Genomic DNA, 14,745 nt, shown 5'->3' on the forward strand with positions numbered 1-14,745 from the left:
ATCCGCCCTACGGGCGCCTTCTCCCCGAGGGGAGAAGAGGGAGTCGAAATTCTGCGGCTTATCCCTTTTCCCTAGCGCGCCGAGCGCGGAGAAGGTGCCGGCAAGCGGATGACGGGGCCGCACGGCACCTCGTCTCAGTCTCGAAAAGTACTGTCACAGCCCCGACGTCTGCTGCAATCTCCCCCGCGCCTCGATCATCGGGATCGCTTCGGAATAGCTGACACAGGCGACGTCCTCTCGGTGGCAGACGTCGCCGACCAGCCGGTCGAGGGCGCGCCAGTAGGCGCCGCCGTTCATCTCGACGAAGTGGAAGCCAAGCTGGAGCGGGATGCGGTTGCCGTTGTACTGGCGGTCGAAGGCTTGGGAGAAGGCGGCATAGGCGCGGTCCTCGAATTCTTTCGAATCCGCGCTGTCTTCCTCGCCCTTGGAGTGGCGCACGAAGAGATTGTAGTCCATGCCGATGATCGGTTTTTCGCTTGGGCCTTCAGGGATCAGCGGCAGGCCGAAGCGGATAATGCCGTCCTCCTCGACAGGCATAGCCGGGCCTTTGGTGACGAGGCTCGCGTCATAGCTGAAGCCCGCCTTCTTTTCGGCGGCGATCATGTCGGCGCCCGCGGTCGCGGAGAGGTAGGGGGCGCGGAAACCCTTGATGCCATGATCGACCAGATCCCGCCAGCCGGCCGGCTCGTCCAGACCGACGCCTTTCCAGGCATTCTTCAGGGTTGTGTGGAAGGTGGCGTATTCGGCCGACCAGTCGGCCTCGCTCCATTCGCGGCCATCGAAATGGCCGCAGGCGTGGCTCGATATGTCGTGACCTTCGAGATGGGCATGCCAGATATTGCCGAGGCGTTCGCGGATTTCGTCGTCGCTCTGGGCGAAGCCGACATTGGACTTTCCGCGTCTCTGGTGCGGCGCCCGGTAGGCCTTCTTCGCCGCCTCGTTCATCAGGAAGGTGCAGGAGAGGAAATAGGTGAAATGGGCGCCGTTCTTTGCCGCCATCTCGCGGCTTTTCAGCCAGAGCGCATTGTCGTGGGCGCCGTCGAAAGAGATGATGACCAGCTGTTTCGGCCGGTCGGCCGCCTCTGCCGTGACAGGCAGAATGAAGGAGGCAGCCAGACAGGCGGAGAGGAGAGGACGAGACATGGGCACCGCGACAATTTGTTCGCGGTTTCCCTCCGATAGAATTGCGGCGAAGCTGCGGTCTCAACTGGTATTTTTTCCCGCTAGCCGCTAAGCCATGACAAACGGCACGGAAGGGATCCGCCATGGCATTGCTTATCGTCGGCATCATACTTTTCCTCGGGGTGCATCTTTTGCGGGTGGTCGCCCCCGGCTTCCGCGCCTCGATGATCGCAAGCCTTGGCGAGAAGGGCTGGCGAGCGGCTTATTCCGTCGCGAGTCTCGCCACGCTGATCCTGTTGATCTACGGATTCGGCCAGGCCCGGCAGGTGACCGGCGTGCTTTACAATCCGCCGGTCTGGATGGCGCATATCACCATTACCTTGATGCTGATCGCGATGATCTGTCTGGTCGCCTCGCTGCTGCCGGCGGGGCACATTGCGACCAAGACCAAACATCCGATGGTGCTGTCGGTGAAGATCTGGGCGCTGGCGCATCTGCTCGCCAATGGCGAGACGTCGTCGGTGCTGCTGTTTGCAGCCTTTCTCGCCTGGGGCGTCATCCTGCGCATTTCGCTGAAACGGCGGCAGCGGGCGGGCGAGATCGTGCTCCGGCCGTTCGTGTCAGCCAAATACGATCTCTATGCGATCGTCATCGGCATCGTCGTCTGGGCGCTGATCATCTGGAAGCTGCACGAATGGCTGATCGGCGTTTCGCCGCTTGTGATGTAACGAATCTTTCATATCCCCCTTACAACTGCGGCAAAATGGGGTAGAAGGCCCGGCAATATGCATCTTGCATAGTATTGGGTATTTCCGCGGCCGGAGACGAGAATGGCATTCAACGACGACAGCTTCATCCGTGAAGTCAATGAGGAATTGCGGTCCGACCAGATGAAGGGTGTCTGGCGCCGCTTTGGCCGCTATATCATCGTCGTCGCCATCCTGATCGTCGTCGGCACCGCCGGCAAGGTTCTCTATGAATATTGGGACGATACCCGCTCCTCCGGTGCCGGCGACCAGTTCCTGGCGGCGATGAAGCTTGCCGACGAGAACAAGAACGACGAAGCGCTGGCCGCGCTCGATAAGCTGGAAAAGGAAGGCCATGGCGCCTATCCGGTGCTGGCGCGCATGCGGGCGGCGACCGTTCAGGCGCAGAAGGGCGACGCTGCCACGGCGATCGCCGCCTTCAACGAGATCGGCAAGGATAATGGCGTTCCGGCCGCCGTGCGCGATGCCGCAAAAATGCGGGCCGGCTGGCTGCTGATCGAAAACGGCTCCTACGAACAGGTTTCGGCCGCGATCGAGGAAATGGCCGTGCCGGGCAACGCCTTCCGTCATTCGGCACGCGAAGCGCTCGGCCTTGCTTCTTATAAGGCCGGCAACATGGCGCAGGCGCGGCAATGGTTCCAGTCAATCGTCGACGATACCGACAGCCCGCGCAATGTTACCAATCGCGCTCATATGATGCTTGATCTCATTACCGCATCCGGCAAGGCGCCCGCCGCGCAGGGCTGAGTTTTAAGGAAAAAGAATGAGTTTCACGGTCGCGATCGTCGGTCGTCCGAATGTCGGCAAGTCGACGCTTTTCAACCGCCTGGTGGGAAAGAAGCTGGCGCTTGTCGACGACACGCCAGGCGTGACCCGCGACCGCCGGCCGGGCGATGCGCGGCTGATGGGCCTGACCTTTACCATTATCGACACGGCCGGTCTGGAAGAGGCCGACGAAGAAAGCCTGCAGGGCCGGATGCGCGCCCAGACGGAAGCGGCAATCGACGAGGCCGATCTTTCGCTTTTCGTCGTCGATGCCAAGAACGGACTGACGCCCGTCGACACCGCGCTTGCCGAAATGCTGCGCCGGCGCGGCAAGCCGGTGGTGCTGGTCGCCAATAAATCCGAAGCGCGCGGCTCCGACAGCGGCTTCTATGACGCTTATACGCTCGGGCTCGGCGAGCCGACACCGATTTCGGCCGAACACGGCGAGGGCATGCTCGATCTGCGGGACGCGATCGTCGAGGCGATCGGCAAGGATCGCGCCTATGCCAAGGAGGATGTCGCCGTCACCAACGTCGATATTTCCGAGGCCGCGGGTGAAGGCGACGACGAGGACGAAGAGCCCGTCTATGACGACACCAAGCCGCTCCGGGTGGCGATCGTCGGCCGGCCGAATGCCGGAAAGTCGACGCTGATCAACCGTTTCCTCGGCGAGGACCGGCTTTTGACCGGGCCGGAGGCAGGCATCACCCGCGATTCCATTTCAGTCGAATGGGATTGGCGCGGCCGCACCATCAAAATGTTCGATACCGCAGGCATGCGCCGCAAGGCGCGGGTGACCGAGAAGCTGGAGAAGCTTTCCGTCGCCGACGCGCTGCGCGCCATCCGTTTTGCCGAAACCGTCGTCATCGTCTTCGACGCGACGATCCCTTTCGAGAAGCAGGATCTGCAGATCGTCGATCTCGTGCTGCGCGAAGGCCGCGCGGCCGTGCTCGCCTTCAACAAGTGGGACATGATCGAAGACCGGCAGGCAGTGCTTGCGGATCTCCGCGAAAAGACCGACCGGCTGCTGCCGCAGGCGCGCGGCATCCGCGCCGTGCCGATCTCCGGCCAAACCGGCTGGGGGCTCGACAAGCTGATGCAGTCGATCATCGACACGGACAGGGTCTGGAACAAGCGCATTTCGACGGCGAAGCTTAATCGCTGGCTGGAAACGCAGCAGATCCAGCATCCGCCACCGGCCGTGTCCGGCCGCCGGATCAAGCTGAAATACATGACGCAGGTCAAGGCCCGCCCGCCGGCCTTCATGATCTCCTGCACCCGTTCGGACGCACTGCCGGAATCCTATACGCGCTATCTGATCAACGGCTTGCGCGCCGATTTCGACATGCCGAGCGTGCCGATCCGTATTCATTTCCGTTCAGCTGAGAATCCGTTCGAAGGCAAGAAGAGACGGACATAGGGTTATTTTGGGGGCGTTGCCGGGGCCTGGGGCACCCCCCTCTGCCCTGCCGGGCATCTCCCCCACAAGGGTGGAGATCGCCGGCGGATAGTATCTCCCCGAACAATCGATGTTGGAGCGAGCGGGTACCCCAGCCGATCTCCCCACTTGTGAGGAAATGCCCGTCAAGGCAGAGGGGGCGCCTCATGCGCACCCTATGTCGGTCGTCCTGAACCTAAGCCGCGCTCTTATCCTGCGCTTCGCGCAGCGCCACGATATCGGCCTGTAGCGGGGTGAGATCCGCCGCGTCGTGGTCGCTCGCCGGCGTTCGCGTCACGTCGATGCGCTACAACGGCACGATCCACGATTTTGTGCCTTTGAACGCCATCGCCGAAATATCTGCTGCGCGCAGCGCGATTGCCGTCGGGAACGGTACGAGCAGGGGAGATCAGTCTGCGGAGGGGAGAGGCCCGGCGGTTTCGCCAGGCTTTCTGGTTCTAGGCAGCGATTTGGCAAACTGCCAGGCCTTTTTCCATTTCGGCGTAATGACGCCGTTGGCGGCGCGGATATTGTTGATGAACTGCAGCGTCGCCGCTTCCCAGGAATATTGCATGGCAAGCTCGCGCGCCTTGATGCGCGAGGCGGAGAGGGCGGCAAGGCAGGCGGCTTGCAGGTTCTGGTCGAGCGCGCCGACCTCGCTGTCTTCGCCGATGATATCGAGCGGGCCGGTGACCGGATAGGCGGCGACCGGGACACCCGATGCCAGCGCTTCAAGGATCGTGTTGCCGAACGTGTCGGTGAGCGAGGGAAAGACGAAGACATCGGCCTGGGCATAGGCTTTGGCCAGATCCTCGCCGAACTTCACACCGGTAAAGTGCACATCGGGATAGCGCTGCTCCAGTTCGGCTCGTGCCGGGCCGTCGCCGACCACTACCTTCGAACCGGGCAGGTCGAGATCGAGAAAGGCCGGCAGGTTCTTCTCCAGCGCCACGCGCCCGACTGTCATGAAGATCGGGCGCGGAAGGCCGAATGGCTGTTCCTCAAGCGGCATGGGATGGAATTGCGTGGCGTCGATACCCCGGGTCCAGGGCATCAGGTTCTTGATGCCGCGTGCCGAAAGCTCGCGAGCAAGACTCGGGGTGGCGACCATGCAGCCGGCGCCGCCATTATGGAACCAGCGCACGAAGGCATAAAGCCAGCTTTGCGGAATCGGCAGGCGGGCGGAAACATATTCGGGAAAGCGCGTGTGGTAGCTGGTGGAGAAGGGCATGCCCTTGCGCAGGCACCAGCGGCGGGCAGTCAGCCCCAGCGGCCCTTCCGTGGCGATATGCACGTAGGAGGGATTGTGTTTTTCGATCTCACGGGCGATGCGGCGGTAATTGGCGATCGACAGGCGGATCTCGGGATAAGTCGGGCACGGGATGCTGTTGAAGCGCTCCGGCGTCACCATGGAAACAGCCACGCCCATCTTGGCCAGCTCGCGATTGGTGTTCTCGATCGAGCGCACAACGCCGTTGACTTGCGGATGCCAGGCATCGGTGATGATCACCAACCGTTCGGGCAGGTTGCCGGCGGCTGTGGCATTGGCCCAGCTCTCGCTGTGATGAGTGTTTGCCGGACGTTGCAGCATGTCACGATTTCCATCCGCGTTGCATCGATATGCCAACGCTCAACCCCAAAGCGGGGTTCCGGAACGGCGATTCCCGCTTGCCTATTTTGAGGCATGACCATGATGGAAATATTACAGCCGCATGCCCGCGCTTGCAGGCCTTTCAGCGGCTCGATCCTCGCGAATATGTCAGCGGCCGATCGCGGTTTTCATGCGGAAAGAAGGACGGCGCCGGTCGTGGACCGGCGCCGTTTGGGAGGTTAAGCGGCAGCGGAAGCCGAGCTTGCAGTCGGAACTTCCGAAATCGTCTTCAGAACCTGGGAAGCGATCTGGTAGGGGCAGCCCTGCGAGTTCGGGCGGCGATCTTCCAGATAGCCCTTGTAGTCGTTCTTGACGAAGGAATGCGGGACGCGGATCGAGGCGCCACGGTCGGCAACGCCGTAGGAGAACTTGTTCCACGGAGCCGTTTCGTGCTTGCCGGTCAGGCGCTTGTCGTTGTCAGGACCGTAAACGTCGATGTGGTCCATCAGGTTCTTTTCGAACTGCGCCATCAGTGCTTCGAAATAGGCCTTGCCGCCGACTTCGCGCATGTACTTGGTCGAGAAGTTGCAATGCATGCCCGAACCGTTCCAGTCGGTGTCGCCGAGCGGTTTGCAGTGATACTCGATGTCGATGCCGTATTTTTCGGTCAGGCGCTGCAGCAGGTAGCGTGCCATCCAGATCTGGTCGGCGGCCTTCTTGGAGCCCTTGCCGAAAATCTGGAATTCCCACTGGCCCTTGGCCACTTCGGCATTGATGCCTTCGTGGTTGATGCCGGCAGCCAGGCAGAGGTCGAGATGTTCTTCGACGATTTCGCGGGCGACGTCGCCGACGTTCGAATAGCCGACGCCGGTGTAGTAGGGGCCCTGCGGAGCCGGGTAGCCCTGCTCGGGGAAGCCGAGCGGACGGCCGTTCTGGTAGAAGAAGTATTCCTGTTCGAAGCCGAACCATGCATCTTCATCGTCGAGAATGGTCGCGCGAGCGTTGCTCGGGTGCGGCGTGACGCCATCAGGCATCATGACTTCGCACATGACGAGCGCGCCGTTGGTGCGAGCCGGGTCGGGATAGATGGCGACCGGCTTCAGCACGCAATCGGAGCTGCGGCCTTCGGCCTGCATGGTCGACGAACCGTCGAAGCCCCAGAGCGGAAGCTGTTCCAGCGTCGGGAATACGTCGAATTCCTTGATCTGCGTCTTGCCACGCAGGTTCGGTACCGGAGTGTACCCATCGAGCCAAATATACTCGAGCTTATATTTTGTCATCGTGACTCTCTCAATGCTACGAAGGTGAGCAAATCCGGAGACGATCTCGGCGCGCAAGCGCACCCAACCGCCAGGGGATGCACCTTCAAAAGCACGTAGCGTGCCAGTTCGGCCGCCGGGACAAGAAAAATCGCAGGTCAGCCGGTCGGGATGAATTTTGCTTTTGCAAAAACCACCCCGTTTTGACGGCTGAAGGCCGTATCATCAGCAGGAAACTGAGTTTTCCGCTTGGAACCGGATGAAAATTTCGACGTTAGCCTGGCGTGATGAAGTGTTGAACAAATAGGCGGGCGCTTTCGCTGTAGACAGCATATCGATCAATCATAATATGGATATGCATATAATTTGTGCAATTTGCATAAACTATGTGCATCGTGTTATGGTCCTGGCGTTAAATGTCGATGCGCCGAACTGAATGGAGGCGATCTCATGCCCACCGGTTTCCATCGTGAATCCGCAACGATCTATCAGTTTCCTGTCAAGCCGCCGCGGGCCGCCAGCCGGTTCGAACGCGCCAAGCTGATGGAGCGCGAGGCCGCCGATATTTGCGACGCGGCGCTTGACAGTTGCTGGTACCATGACGAGGCGGTTCGCGAGACCGATCGGCCGACGAAGTCCTGAGGTCCTACCCATTTTAACGGGTCAGCCGAGGAGGCGGGGGAGCGCCTCGTACATGGCATTCGTACCGAATTTCTATGCGCGGGCTTAGCCGCCATCCAATCCGAGTTTTTCCTTTGCCACCAATGCGCCGTGTTCGCTGACGACACGGGCTGCGACGCCTGCGGCGAAGCGGGCGGCGGCGGTCGCATCCGCTGTTTCCAGATAGTGCGCAAGGAAGGCGCCGTTGAAGCTGTCGCCGGCACTGGTGGTATCGACCACTTGCTCGACCTTCTCGGCCGGAACGAAGCTCTCCTCGCCGGCGAAATTCAGCCTGACCCCGTCCGCGCCATTCTTGACGACGATATGGACAGCGCCCAGCGCGCGATAGCGGTGGACCGTCGCTTCAATGGAATCGTCACCGAAATGGGCGGCTTCGTCGTCGAAGCTCGGCATGATGAGGACGGAGGAGCGTGCGCCCTCGCTGATCGTCGCGTGCATGATGTCATAGCTCGACCACAGGCGGGGCCGGATGTTCGGGTCGAACACCACAAGCTTGCCGGCGGCCTTGGCGCGGCGGATTTCGGCGAGCAGCGTTGCCGCGTCCTCCTGCGGCAGGATGGCAAGGGTGATGCCGGAGAAATAGACGAGGTCAGCGCTCTCCACCGCCTCGCGCAGGCTGTCGGGATCGGCGGCCAGGCTGCGGGCGGCCGAACTGTCGCGCCAGTAGCTGAAGGAGCGTTCGCCGTTCTTCAGATTGATCATGTAAAGGCCGGGCGTTTTACCCCTGATGCGGCGGATGAGGCTTGTGCCGATGCCCGCCTTGTCGATGAAGGCCACCATTTCATCCGACATGGCGTCGTCGCCAAGCGCCGTAAAATAATCGACCGACCAGTCGGGGCCAAGGCAGGCGCGGGCATACCAGGCGGTGTTGAAAGTATCGCCGGCGAAACCTTTGCGCAGCAGGCCGTCGCCTGCCTGCGAGAGTTCCACCATGCATTCACCGATCGATAGAAACCGTCTGCTCACCTTGTCCTCCCGCACTGCTCTTAATCGCTGATACGCGGAGCCAGGCGGAGTGACAAGCGTTGATATATGGATGCCGATATCGCAGGAGGTAAAAGCCCGCCTTCGCGAACATGGCGAAGGCGGGCGGCGGCGGGGGCTGCTTATTCGTGGATGGTGTAGCTGCCCATCTGGCAAAGATCCTGCGTATCTTCGGTGGTCGCGAGGTTTGAGCCTTCCTCGAACTCGAAGCGCATATCGTATTTGCAGACGGTGCGGCCATCGGCGATGGTGATATCGATGCTTTCGCCCGGATCGAGAACGTCTTCGCCGAAGACGTCTTCCTCCCAGTCGGCGACGCCGGTCGGCGAGCTGTAGAAGCGCGTCAGGACGGAGTCGGTGCCGTTAGTGAGCTTGAACTTCAGATCTTCGGCCTGTGCCGAAATGGCGGAGGCAGCGATGATCGCAGATGCAACTGCGATCAATCCCGATAGTCTCGATTTCATATATGCGTTCCCCTAACCCATGATTGGGCGGGAAACAGTTAGCACGTGCTCAGATAAATCTTTCTTATCGGGGACTTTAGAACCCAAAATAAGTCCGCTTTTCCAAGCGCTTCATCCTGAGATTGCGTCGCCGCTCATTGGCCTGTCCATATGATAGCAGGCTGCCTTCTGGCCGGGACGGACCTCCTCGGTCGGCGGCATTTCGGTGCGACAGATATCGGTCGCCTTCCAGCAGCGCGGCGAGAAGACACAGCCTTTCGGCGGGTTGAGCGGCGAGGGCGGATCGCCCTGCAGGCGGATGCGGGTGCGCAGGCGCGCAAGCTTCGGATCCGGGATCGGTGCTGCGGAAAAGAGCGCCTGCGTATAGGGATGGGCGGGATGGTCGAAGACGGTGGCGCAGTCGCCTGCCTCTACCACTCGGCCGAGATAGAGCACCAGCACATCGTCGGAGATCAGGCGGACGACGGAAAGGTCGTGGCTGATGAAGATCAGCGTCAGGCCGAACTCCTTGCGCAGTTTACGCAGAAGCGTAATCACCTGGCCCTGGATCGAGACGTCGAGGGCCGAAACCGGCTCGTCGCAGATGATCAGCTTCGGTTTGGTGACGACGGCGCGGGCAATGCCGATGCGTTGCGCCTGGCCGCCGGAGAATTCGTGGGGATAGCGGTTGATCATCTCCGGCACCAGCCCGACGGCGGTCATGATCTCGCGGACACGTTCGGTGCGCTCGGCCTTGGAAAGCTTCGGCTCGAAAACGGTGAGCGGTTCGGCGATGATGTCTCCAACGGTCATGCGCGGGTCGAGCGAGGCGATCGGATCCTGGAATATGATCTGCATGTCGCGGCGGGCGGCACGCATTTCCTCCTCCGAGAGGTCGAGAAGATTGCGGCCCTGCCATAGGATGCGGCCCTTTTGCGATTTCAACAGCCGTAGGATGGAGCGGCCGAGCGTCGACTTGCCGCAGCCGGATTCACCGACGACGCCGAGGGTGCGGCCTTCGGCGAGATCGAAGCTGACATTGTTGACGGCGGTGAGGAAAATCGGCGGCTTGAACAAGCCCTTTGCCGGCAATTCGAACTGGGTCGTCAGGTTCTCGACCCTTAGCAGCGATCGGTCAGCCATGGTTCAGCAACTCCTCACGACGCGGGAACGGGTGGTAGCAGGCGGCGCAGTGGCGCGGTGCCAGGGTTTCGAGCGGCGGCGGACGGTCGATGCAATCGTCCTGGACCTGCGAACAGCGCGGCGAGAAATTGCAGCCTTTCGGCAGGTGCTGCAGGTTCGGCGGGCGCCCGGGGATGACGACGAGCTCGTCGACATCCTGATCCGGGCGTGGGATCGAGGCGTGCAGCGCCGCCGTATAGGGATGGGCGGGATTGTCGAAGAGCTCGTCGACGGGCGCCTCCTCGACGATGCGGCCGGCATACATGACGGCGACGCGGTCGGCGAGGCCGGCGACGACGCCGAGATCGTGGGTGATCATGATCAGGGCCGTGTTCATCTCCGCCGTCAGGTCGTTGAAGAGATCGAGGATCTGCGCCTGGATGGTGACGTCGAGCGCCGTCGTCGGCTCGTCGGCGATGAGCAGCTTCGGTTTGGTGAGCAGCGCCATGGCAATGACGATGCGCTGGCGCATGCCGCCTGAGAGTTCATGCGGATAGAGGTGAAAGCGCCGCGTCGGGTCGGGGATGCCGACGCGTTTCAGCATGTCGAGGGCAGCGTCCGATGCGGCGCGAGCCGTCAGGCCGCGGTGAACCTCAAGCTGTTCGGTCAGCTGCCGTGAAATCTTGAGCGAGGGATTCAAGGCGGTCATCGGGTCTTGGAAGACCATCGCCATGTCCTTGCCGCGGATCTGGTCGAGCTCGCGCGGTTTCAACGACAGTACATCCCTGCCTTCGAGCAGCGCCTGTCCAGTCGTTCTCCCGTTCTTGGCGAGAAGGCCCATGATGCCCAGGAAGGTCTGGCTCTTACCCGAACCGGATTCGCCGACAATGGCAACGCGTTCGCCGGGCCGGACGGTGAGGTTCATGTTCGAGACCGCCTTCACCTCTCCATCCGGCGTTTTGAAGGTGATCGAATAATTCTTGAGTTCGAGGAGGATGTCTTTTTGTGTTTCGTAGGGCATTCTTAGCGATCCTTCGGGTCGAACGCGTCGCGCAGGCCGTCGCCGATGAAGAGCAGACTGAGCAGCAGGGCCACGAGGAAGCTTGCCGGAAAGATCAGCAGCCAGGGCATGCTTTCCATGGCGTCGGTGCCCTCGGCGATCAGGGTGCCGAGCGAGGTCAGCGGTTCCTGCACGCCGAAGCCGAGATAGGACAGGAAGCTTTCGGTGGCGATGATTTCAGGCACGGTCAGCGCCGCGAAAATGACTACCGGTCCGACGAGGTTCGGAATGATGTGCTTGACGATGATCTTGAATGGCCGCTGGCCGGAGGCACGGGCCGCCTCGATGAATTCTCGATGCTTGATCGACAGTGTCTGGCCGCGCACGATGCGGGCCATGGTCAGCCACTCCAGCGCGCCGATGGCGGCAAAGAGCAGATAGACGTTGCGGCCGAAGATCACCATCAGCAGGATGACGAAGAGGATATAGGGAAGCGCATACATGATATCGACGAAGCGCATCATGATCGCGTCGAGTCTGCCGCCGATATAGCCGGATATGGCGCCGTAGAGCACGCCGATGACGACCGAGACGACGGTTGCCGTCAGCGCTACGGCCAGCGAAACGCGAGTGCCGTAGAGCACGCGGGCAAGCAGGTCGCGCCCGTTCGGGTCGGTGCCGAAATAATGGCCGGTCTCGATCGACGGCGGGATGCGGAAGGCGGCCCAGTCCGGATCCTCGTAATTGAAGGGAATGAACCAGGGGCCAAGGAAGGCGGCGAGGACCAACAGCGCCAGGACGGCGATTGACAGAACGGCCGCCTTGTTACGCCCGAGGCGGCGGAGCGCATCCCTGGTGAGCGAGCGGCCTTCAGGTGCGAGGCCTTCCGCCTCCAGAAGCTCCTCAGCAAGCAGTTCGCGTTTTGCGGGGTTGAGGATCATCGGTTTCTCACTTTCGGGTCCAGCCAGGCATAGGCGATGTCGACTAGAAGGTTCAGAAACACGATCAACACCATGTAGAAGATGACCGTACCGAGAACCATGCCGTAATCGCGGTTCAGCGCTGCGTTGACGAAATAGCGGCCGATGCCGGGCAATCCGAAGATGCTCTCGACAACCAGCGAGCCGGTGAGAAGGTAGCTTGCCGCCGGACCGAGATAGGAAACGACAGGCATGAGCGCGGGCTTCAGCGCATGGCGCATCACCGTCAGCCGCGGGCCGATGCCCTTGGCCTTGGCCGTGCGGATGAAGTTCTGGTTCATCACTTCGATCATCGAACCGCGGGTGATGCGCGAGATGCGGCCTGCATGCGGCAGGGCCAGAACGACAATCGGCAGGATCAAGTATTTGATTGAGCCGTCACCCCAACCGCCGACCGGAAACCAGGCGAGGTGGATGCCGAAGATCAATTGCAGGATGGGCGCGATCAGGAAGTTCGGCAGCACGACACCGACCAGGATAAGGGCGCCGAGAATATAGTCCGGCGTCTTATTCTGGTAGAGCGCCCCAAGGCAGCCGACGGCGATGCCGACGATGATGGCGATCAGGAACGCGGCGGTACCGATGGTGAAGGTATAGGGCAGACCGATCATGATCTGCTGGGCCACGGAAAAATCCTCGCTGGCGAAGGAGGGGCCGAGATCGCCCCGCAGCAGGTCCCCGACATAGATCAGGTACTGCTGAATCAGCGGCTTATCGAGATTGTAATGAACCGCGAGATTTTTCAGGATCACCGGCGGCAATGGCCTTTCGCCATCGAAGGGGCCGCCGGGGGCAAGGCGCAAAACGAAAAAACAGGCTGTGACGGCGATCCACAGAACCGGGATCGTCGATAGCAGGCGACGGAGGGCGTATTTGATCATGATCGTGGGCCGGTCCTTGCTGCAGAGCGCGGCAAGGACCGTTTTCCCTTACTCTTTCATCGACAGCCAGCGGGTGCGGTGGATGTCCTGAATGTTATCGACGAAACCTTCGATCTTCGGTGAGACGACGTTCTTCGAAACATAATAGTAGATCGGAAGGGCGGCGGAATCATCCAGCGCCAGCTGTTCGGCTTTCTTGAAGATTGCGGCGCGCTTGGCGAGATCGGTCTCGGCGTTGCCGTCCTTGATCATCTTGTCGTAATCAGGATTGGACCAGCGGCCGTAATTCATCTGAACGCCTGTGACCAGGAGGTTCAGGAAGTTGTCTGGGTCGTTGTAGTCGGCCAGCCAGCCGGCGCGGCCGATCTGCACTTCGCCGCGCTGCAACTGGTCATAATGGACTTTAGTCTCGGCGTTGACGAGTTCGACATTAACGCCGAGCGGCTTCCACATCGAGGCGATCGCCACGGCGATGCGCTTGTGGTTGTCGTTGGTGTTGTACTTGAGCTCGGCGGTCAGCGGATGATCCGGACCGAAACCGGCTTCCTTCAGCAGCTTCTTGGCTTCTTCGACCTTGTCCTTATAGGGAAGATCCTTCCAGGAGACGTAGGCCGGTTCGCCGTAATTTGCCGTGCCCGGCGGGACCCAGGAATAGGCCGGCAGTTCGCCGGTGCCGAGAATCTGCGGGCCGATGACTTCGCGGTTGATCGCCATGGAGAGAGCCTGGCGAACGCGCTTGTCGGCGAAGGGCGGCTTGGTCGAATTGATGACATAGTAATAGAGGCCGGAGAAGGGAGCGACATGCGCCTGGCCCGGAAGGTTCTTCTTCATCCACTCGTATTGGTCGGTGGGGAAATCGGTCAGGATATCGAATTCGCCGGCGCGGTAACGTTTCAGTGCGGCTTCCTGATCCTCGAGCACGAAGAACTTGGCGCCGTCAATCTTCAGGTCCTTGGTGCCGTACCACTGGTCGTTCTTGACCGTGGTGACATGCGAGCCCGGAACCCATTCGACCGGCTTGTAAGGTCCGTTGGTGACGATATTGCCGATCTTGACCCAATCCTGGCCCTTCGCCTCGACGACGTGCTTCGGCAGCGGATAGGCGGTGTAGTGCATCAGAGCGTTGAGGAAATAGGGCGTCGGGTTTTCGAGGGTGATTTCCAGCGTCTTGTCGTCGATCGCCTTGACGCCGAGCTGGTTGAGGTCAGTGATCTCACCCTTGTTGATCTTTTCGGCATTCTTGATGGTGAACTGCAGATAGGCATAATCGGCGGCGTTCTTCGGGTCGACGAGGCGCTGGAAGGCGAAGACGAAGTCTCCTGCCGTTACCGGCTGGCCATCGGACCACTTGATGCCGTCGCGAAGCTTGAAGGTGTAGACTTTGCCGTCAGGCGAAATCGTCCAGCTTTCGGCCTGGCCGGGGACCGGATTGTCCTTGGCGTCTTCCGTGACCAAGCCTTCGAAAATGTCGCCGGCGATACGATTCTCCCAGTCGCCGGACAGCTTCTGCGGATCGAGCGATTGCGGGTCGCCGCCATTGTGAATATTCAGCGTGGCCGCATGCGCTGAAAACGCCAGCAATGTGCCAAACATTGCGGAGGCGAGAAATTTTTTCGTGAACTGGTTCATGGTGGGTCCACCTTTCTAGGCTTTGCGCCTTTATTAGACATCTGTTCCCGAGATTTTGACCTCTTACGTGCAGGTCAGTGCGC

General features: G+C 60.9%; 14 protein-coding genes and 1 pseudogene. 5 read left to right on the top strand and 10 right to left on the bottom strand.

All coding sequences use genetic code 11. The annotated features are described in order from the left end of the window. Positions 1-153 precede the first annotated feature (153 nt). Positions 154-1,143 carry a polysaccharide deacetylase family protein gene (locus K6N12_RS26900; RefSeq protein ID WP_131711386.1) on the bottom strand — a complete coding sequence of 330 codons (990 nt, stop codon included), beginning with the start codon at positions 1,141-1,143 and terminating at the stop codon, positions 154-156. A gap of 122 nt (positions 1,144-1,265) precedes the next feature. Between K6N12_RS26900 and K6N12_RS26905 the strand changes: the two genes are divergently transcribed. From K6N12_RS26905 to K6N12_RS26920, 4 genes and pseudogenes are all read left to right on the top strand, one after another. After that, the gene (locus K6N12_RS26905) at positions 1,266-1,850 is read left to right on the top strand and encodes an NnrU family protein (protein WP_097626588.1); all 585 of its coding nucleotides are present in this window, start codon (positions 1,266-1,268) and stop codon (positions 1,848-1,850) included. Between the two features lie 102 nt (positions 1,851-1,952). Continuing rightward, entirely contained in the window at positions 1,953-2,636 is a 684-nt protein-coding gene (locus K6N12_RS26910; protein ID WP_097626590.1) for a tetratricopeptide repeat protein, read from the top strand. A 16-nt stretch (positions 2,637-2,652) separates the two neighbouring features. Further along, a complete protein-coding gene (gene der, locus K6N12_RS26915) occupies positions 2,653-4,074 on the top strand; it encodes a ribosome biogenesis GTPase Der (protein ID WP_097626592.1) in 1,422 nt (473 codons plus the stop codon). A gap of 290 nt (positions 4,075-4,364) precedes the next feature. After that, positions 4,365-4,496 (top strand): annotated as a pseudogene (locus tag K6N12_RS26920) (lipase); the annotation flags it as partial. Positions 4,497-4,501: 5 nt separating this feature from the next. On the opposite strand, the gene K6N12_RS26925 reads toward K6N12_RS26920, so the two are convergent. Then, positions 4,502-5,683 (bottom strand): glycosyltransferase family 4 protein, encoded by a 1,182-nt coding sequence (locus tag K6N12_RS26925; protein ID WP_097626594.1) that lies wholly within the window; start codon positions 5,681-5,683, stop codon positions 4,502-4,504. Positions 5,684-5,922: 239 nt separating this feature from the next. Continuing rightward, entirely contained in the window at positions 5,923-6,963 is a 1,041-nt protein-coding gene (locus tag K6N12_RS26930) for a glutamine synthetase beta-grasp domain-containing protein (RefSeq protein ID WP_088936412.1), read from the bottom strand. A gap of 429 nt (positions 6,964-7,392) precedes the next feature. Between K6N12_RS26930 and gstI the strand changes: the two genes are divergently transcribed. Continuing rightward, positions 7,393-7,584, top strand: coding sequence for a glutamine synthetase translation inhibitor GstI (gstI, locus tag K6N12_RS26935; protein WP_097626596.1), 192 nt, complete (start codon positions 7,393-7,395; stop codon positions 7,582-7,584). 84 nt (positions 7,585-7,668) lie between these two features. Here gstI and K6N12_RS26940 read toward each other — a convergent pair whose 3' ends face one another. The 7 genes from K6N12_RS26940 to K6N12_RS26970 form a co-directional block, all read right to left on the bottom strand. Next, complete coding sequence (locus K6N12_RS26940; protein WP_097626598.1) at positions 7,669-8,589, bottom strand: sugar kinase; 921 nt, start codon at positions 8,587-8,589, stop codon at positions 7,669-7,671. A gap of 140 nt (positions 8,590-8,729) precedes the next feature. Continuing rightward, positions 8,730-9,071 (bottom strand): hypothetical protein, encoded by a 342-nt coding sequence (locus K6N12_RS26945; protein WP_097626600.1) that lies wholly within the window; start codon positions 9,069-9,071, stop codon positions 8,730-8,732. Between the two features lie 111 nt (positions 9,072-9,182). After that, a complete protein-coding gene (locus tag K6N12_RS26950; RefSeq protein ID WP_097626602.1) occupies positions 9,183-10,193 on the bottom strand; it encodes an ABC transporter ATP-binding protein in 1,011 nt (336 codons plus the stop codon). Further along, positions 10,186-11,193 (bottom strand): ABC transporter ATP-binding protein, encoded by a 1,008-nt coding sequence (locus K6N12_RS26955; RefSeq protein WP_097626604.1) that lies wholly within the window; start codon positions 11,191-11,193, stop codon positions 10,186-10,188. The genes K6N12_RS26950 and K6N12_RS26955 overlap by 8 nt, the downstream gene beginning before the upstream one ends. 2 nt (positions 11,194-11,195) lie before the next feature. Next, positions 11,196-12,113, bottom strand: a complete 918-nt coding sequence (locus tag K6N12_RS26960) for an ABC transporter permease (RefSeq protein ID WP_097626606.1) — start codon at positions 12,111-12,113, stop codon at positions 11,196-11,198. Beyond that, positions 12,110-13,033: an ABC transporter permease subunit gene (locus K6N12_RS26965; protein WP_071087984.1), complete on the bottom strand. Its 924-nt coding sequence runs from the start codon at positions 13,031-13,033 to the stop codon at positions 12,110-12,112. The genes K6N12_RS26960 and K6N12_RS26965 overlap by 4 nt, the downstream gene beginning before the upstream one ends. A 48-nt stretch (positions 13,034-13,081) precedes the next feature. Continuing rightward, positions 13,082-14,662, bottom strand: coding sequence for a peptide ABC transporter substrate-binding protein (locus tag K6N12_RS26970; protein WP_003592969.1), 1,581 nt, complete (start codon positions 14,660-14,662; stop codon positions 13,082-13,084). Between the last annotated feature and the right edge of the window lie 83 nt (positions 14,663-14,745).

Source organism: Rhizobium redzepovicii (assembly GCF_019793435.1).
Taxonomy (GTDB): domain Bacteria; phylum Pseudomonadota; class Alphaproteobacteria; order Rhizobiales; family Rhizobiaceae; genus Rhizobium; species Rhizobium redzepovicii.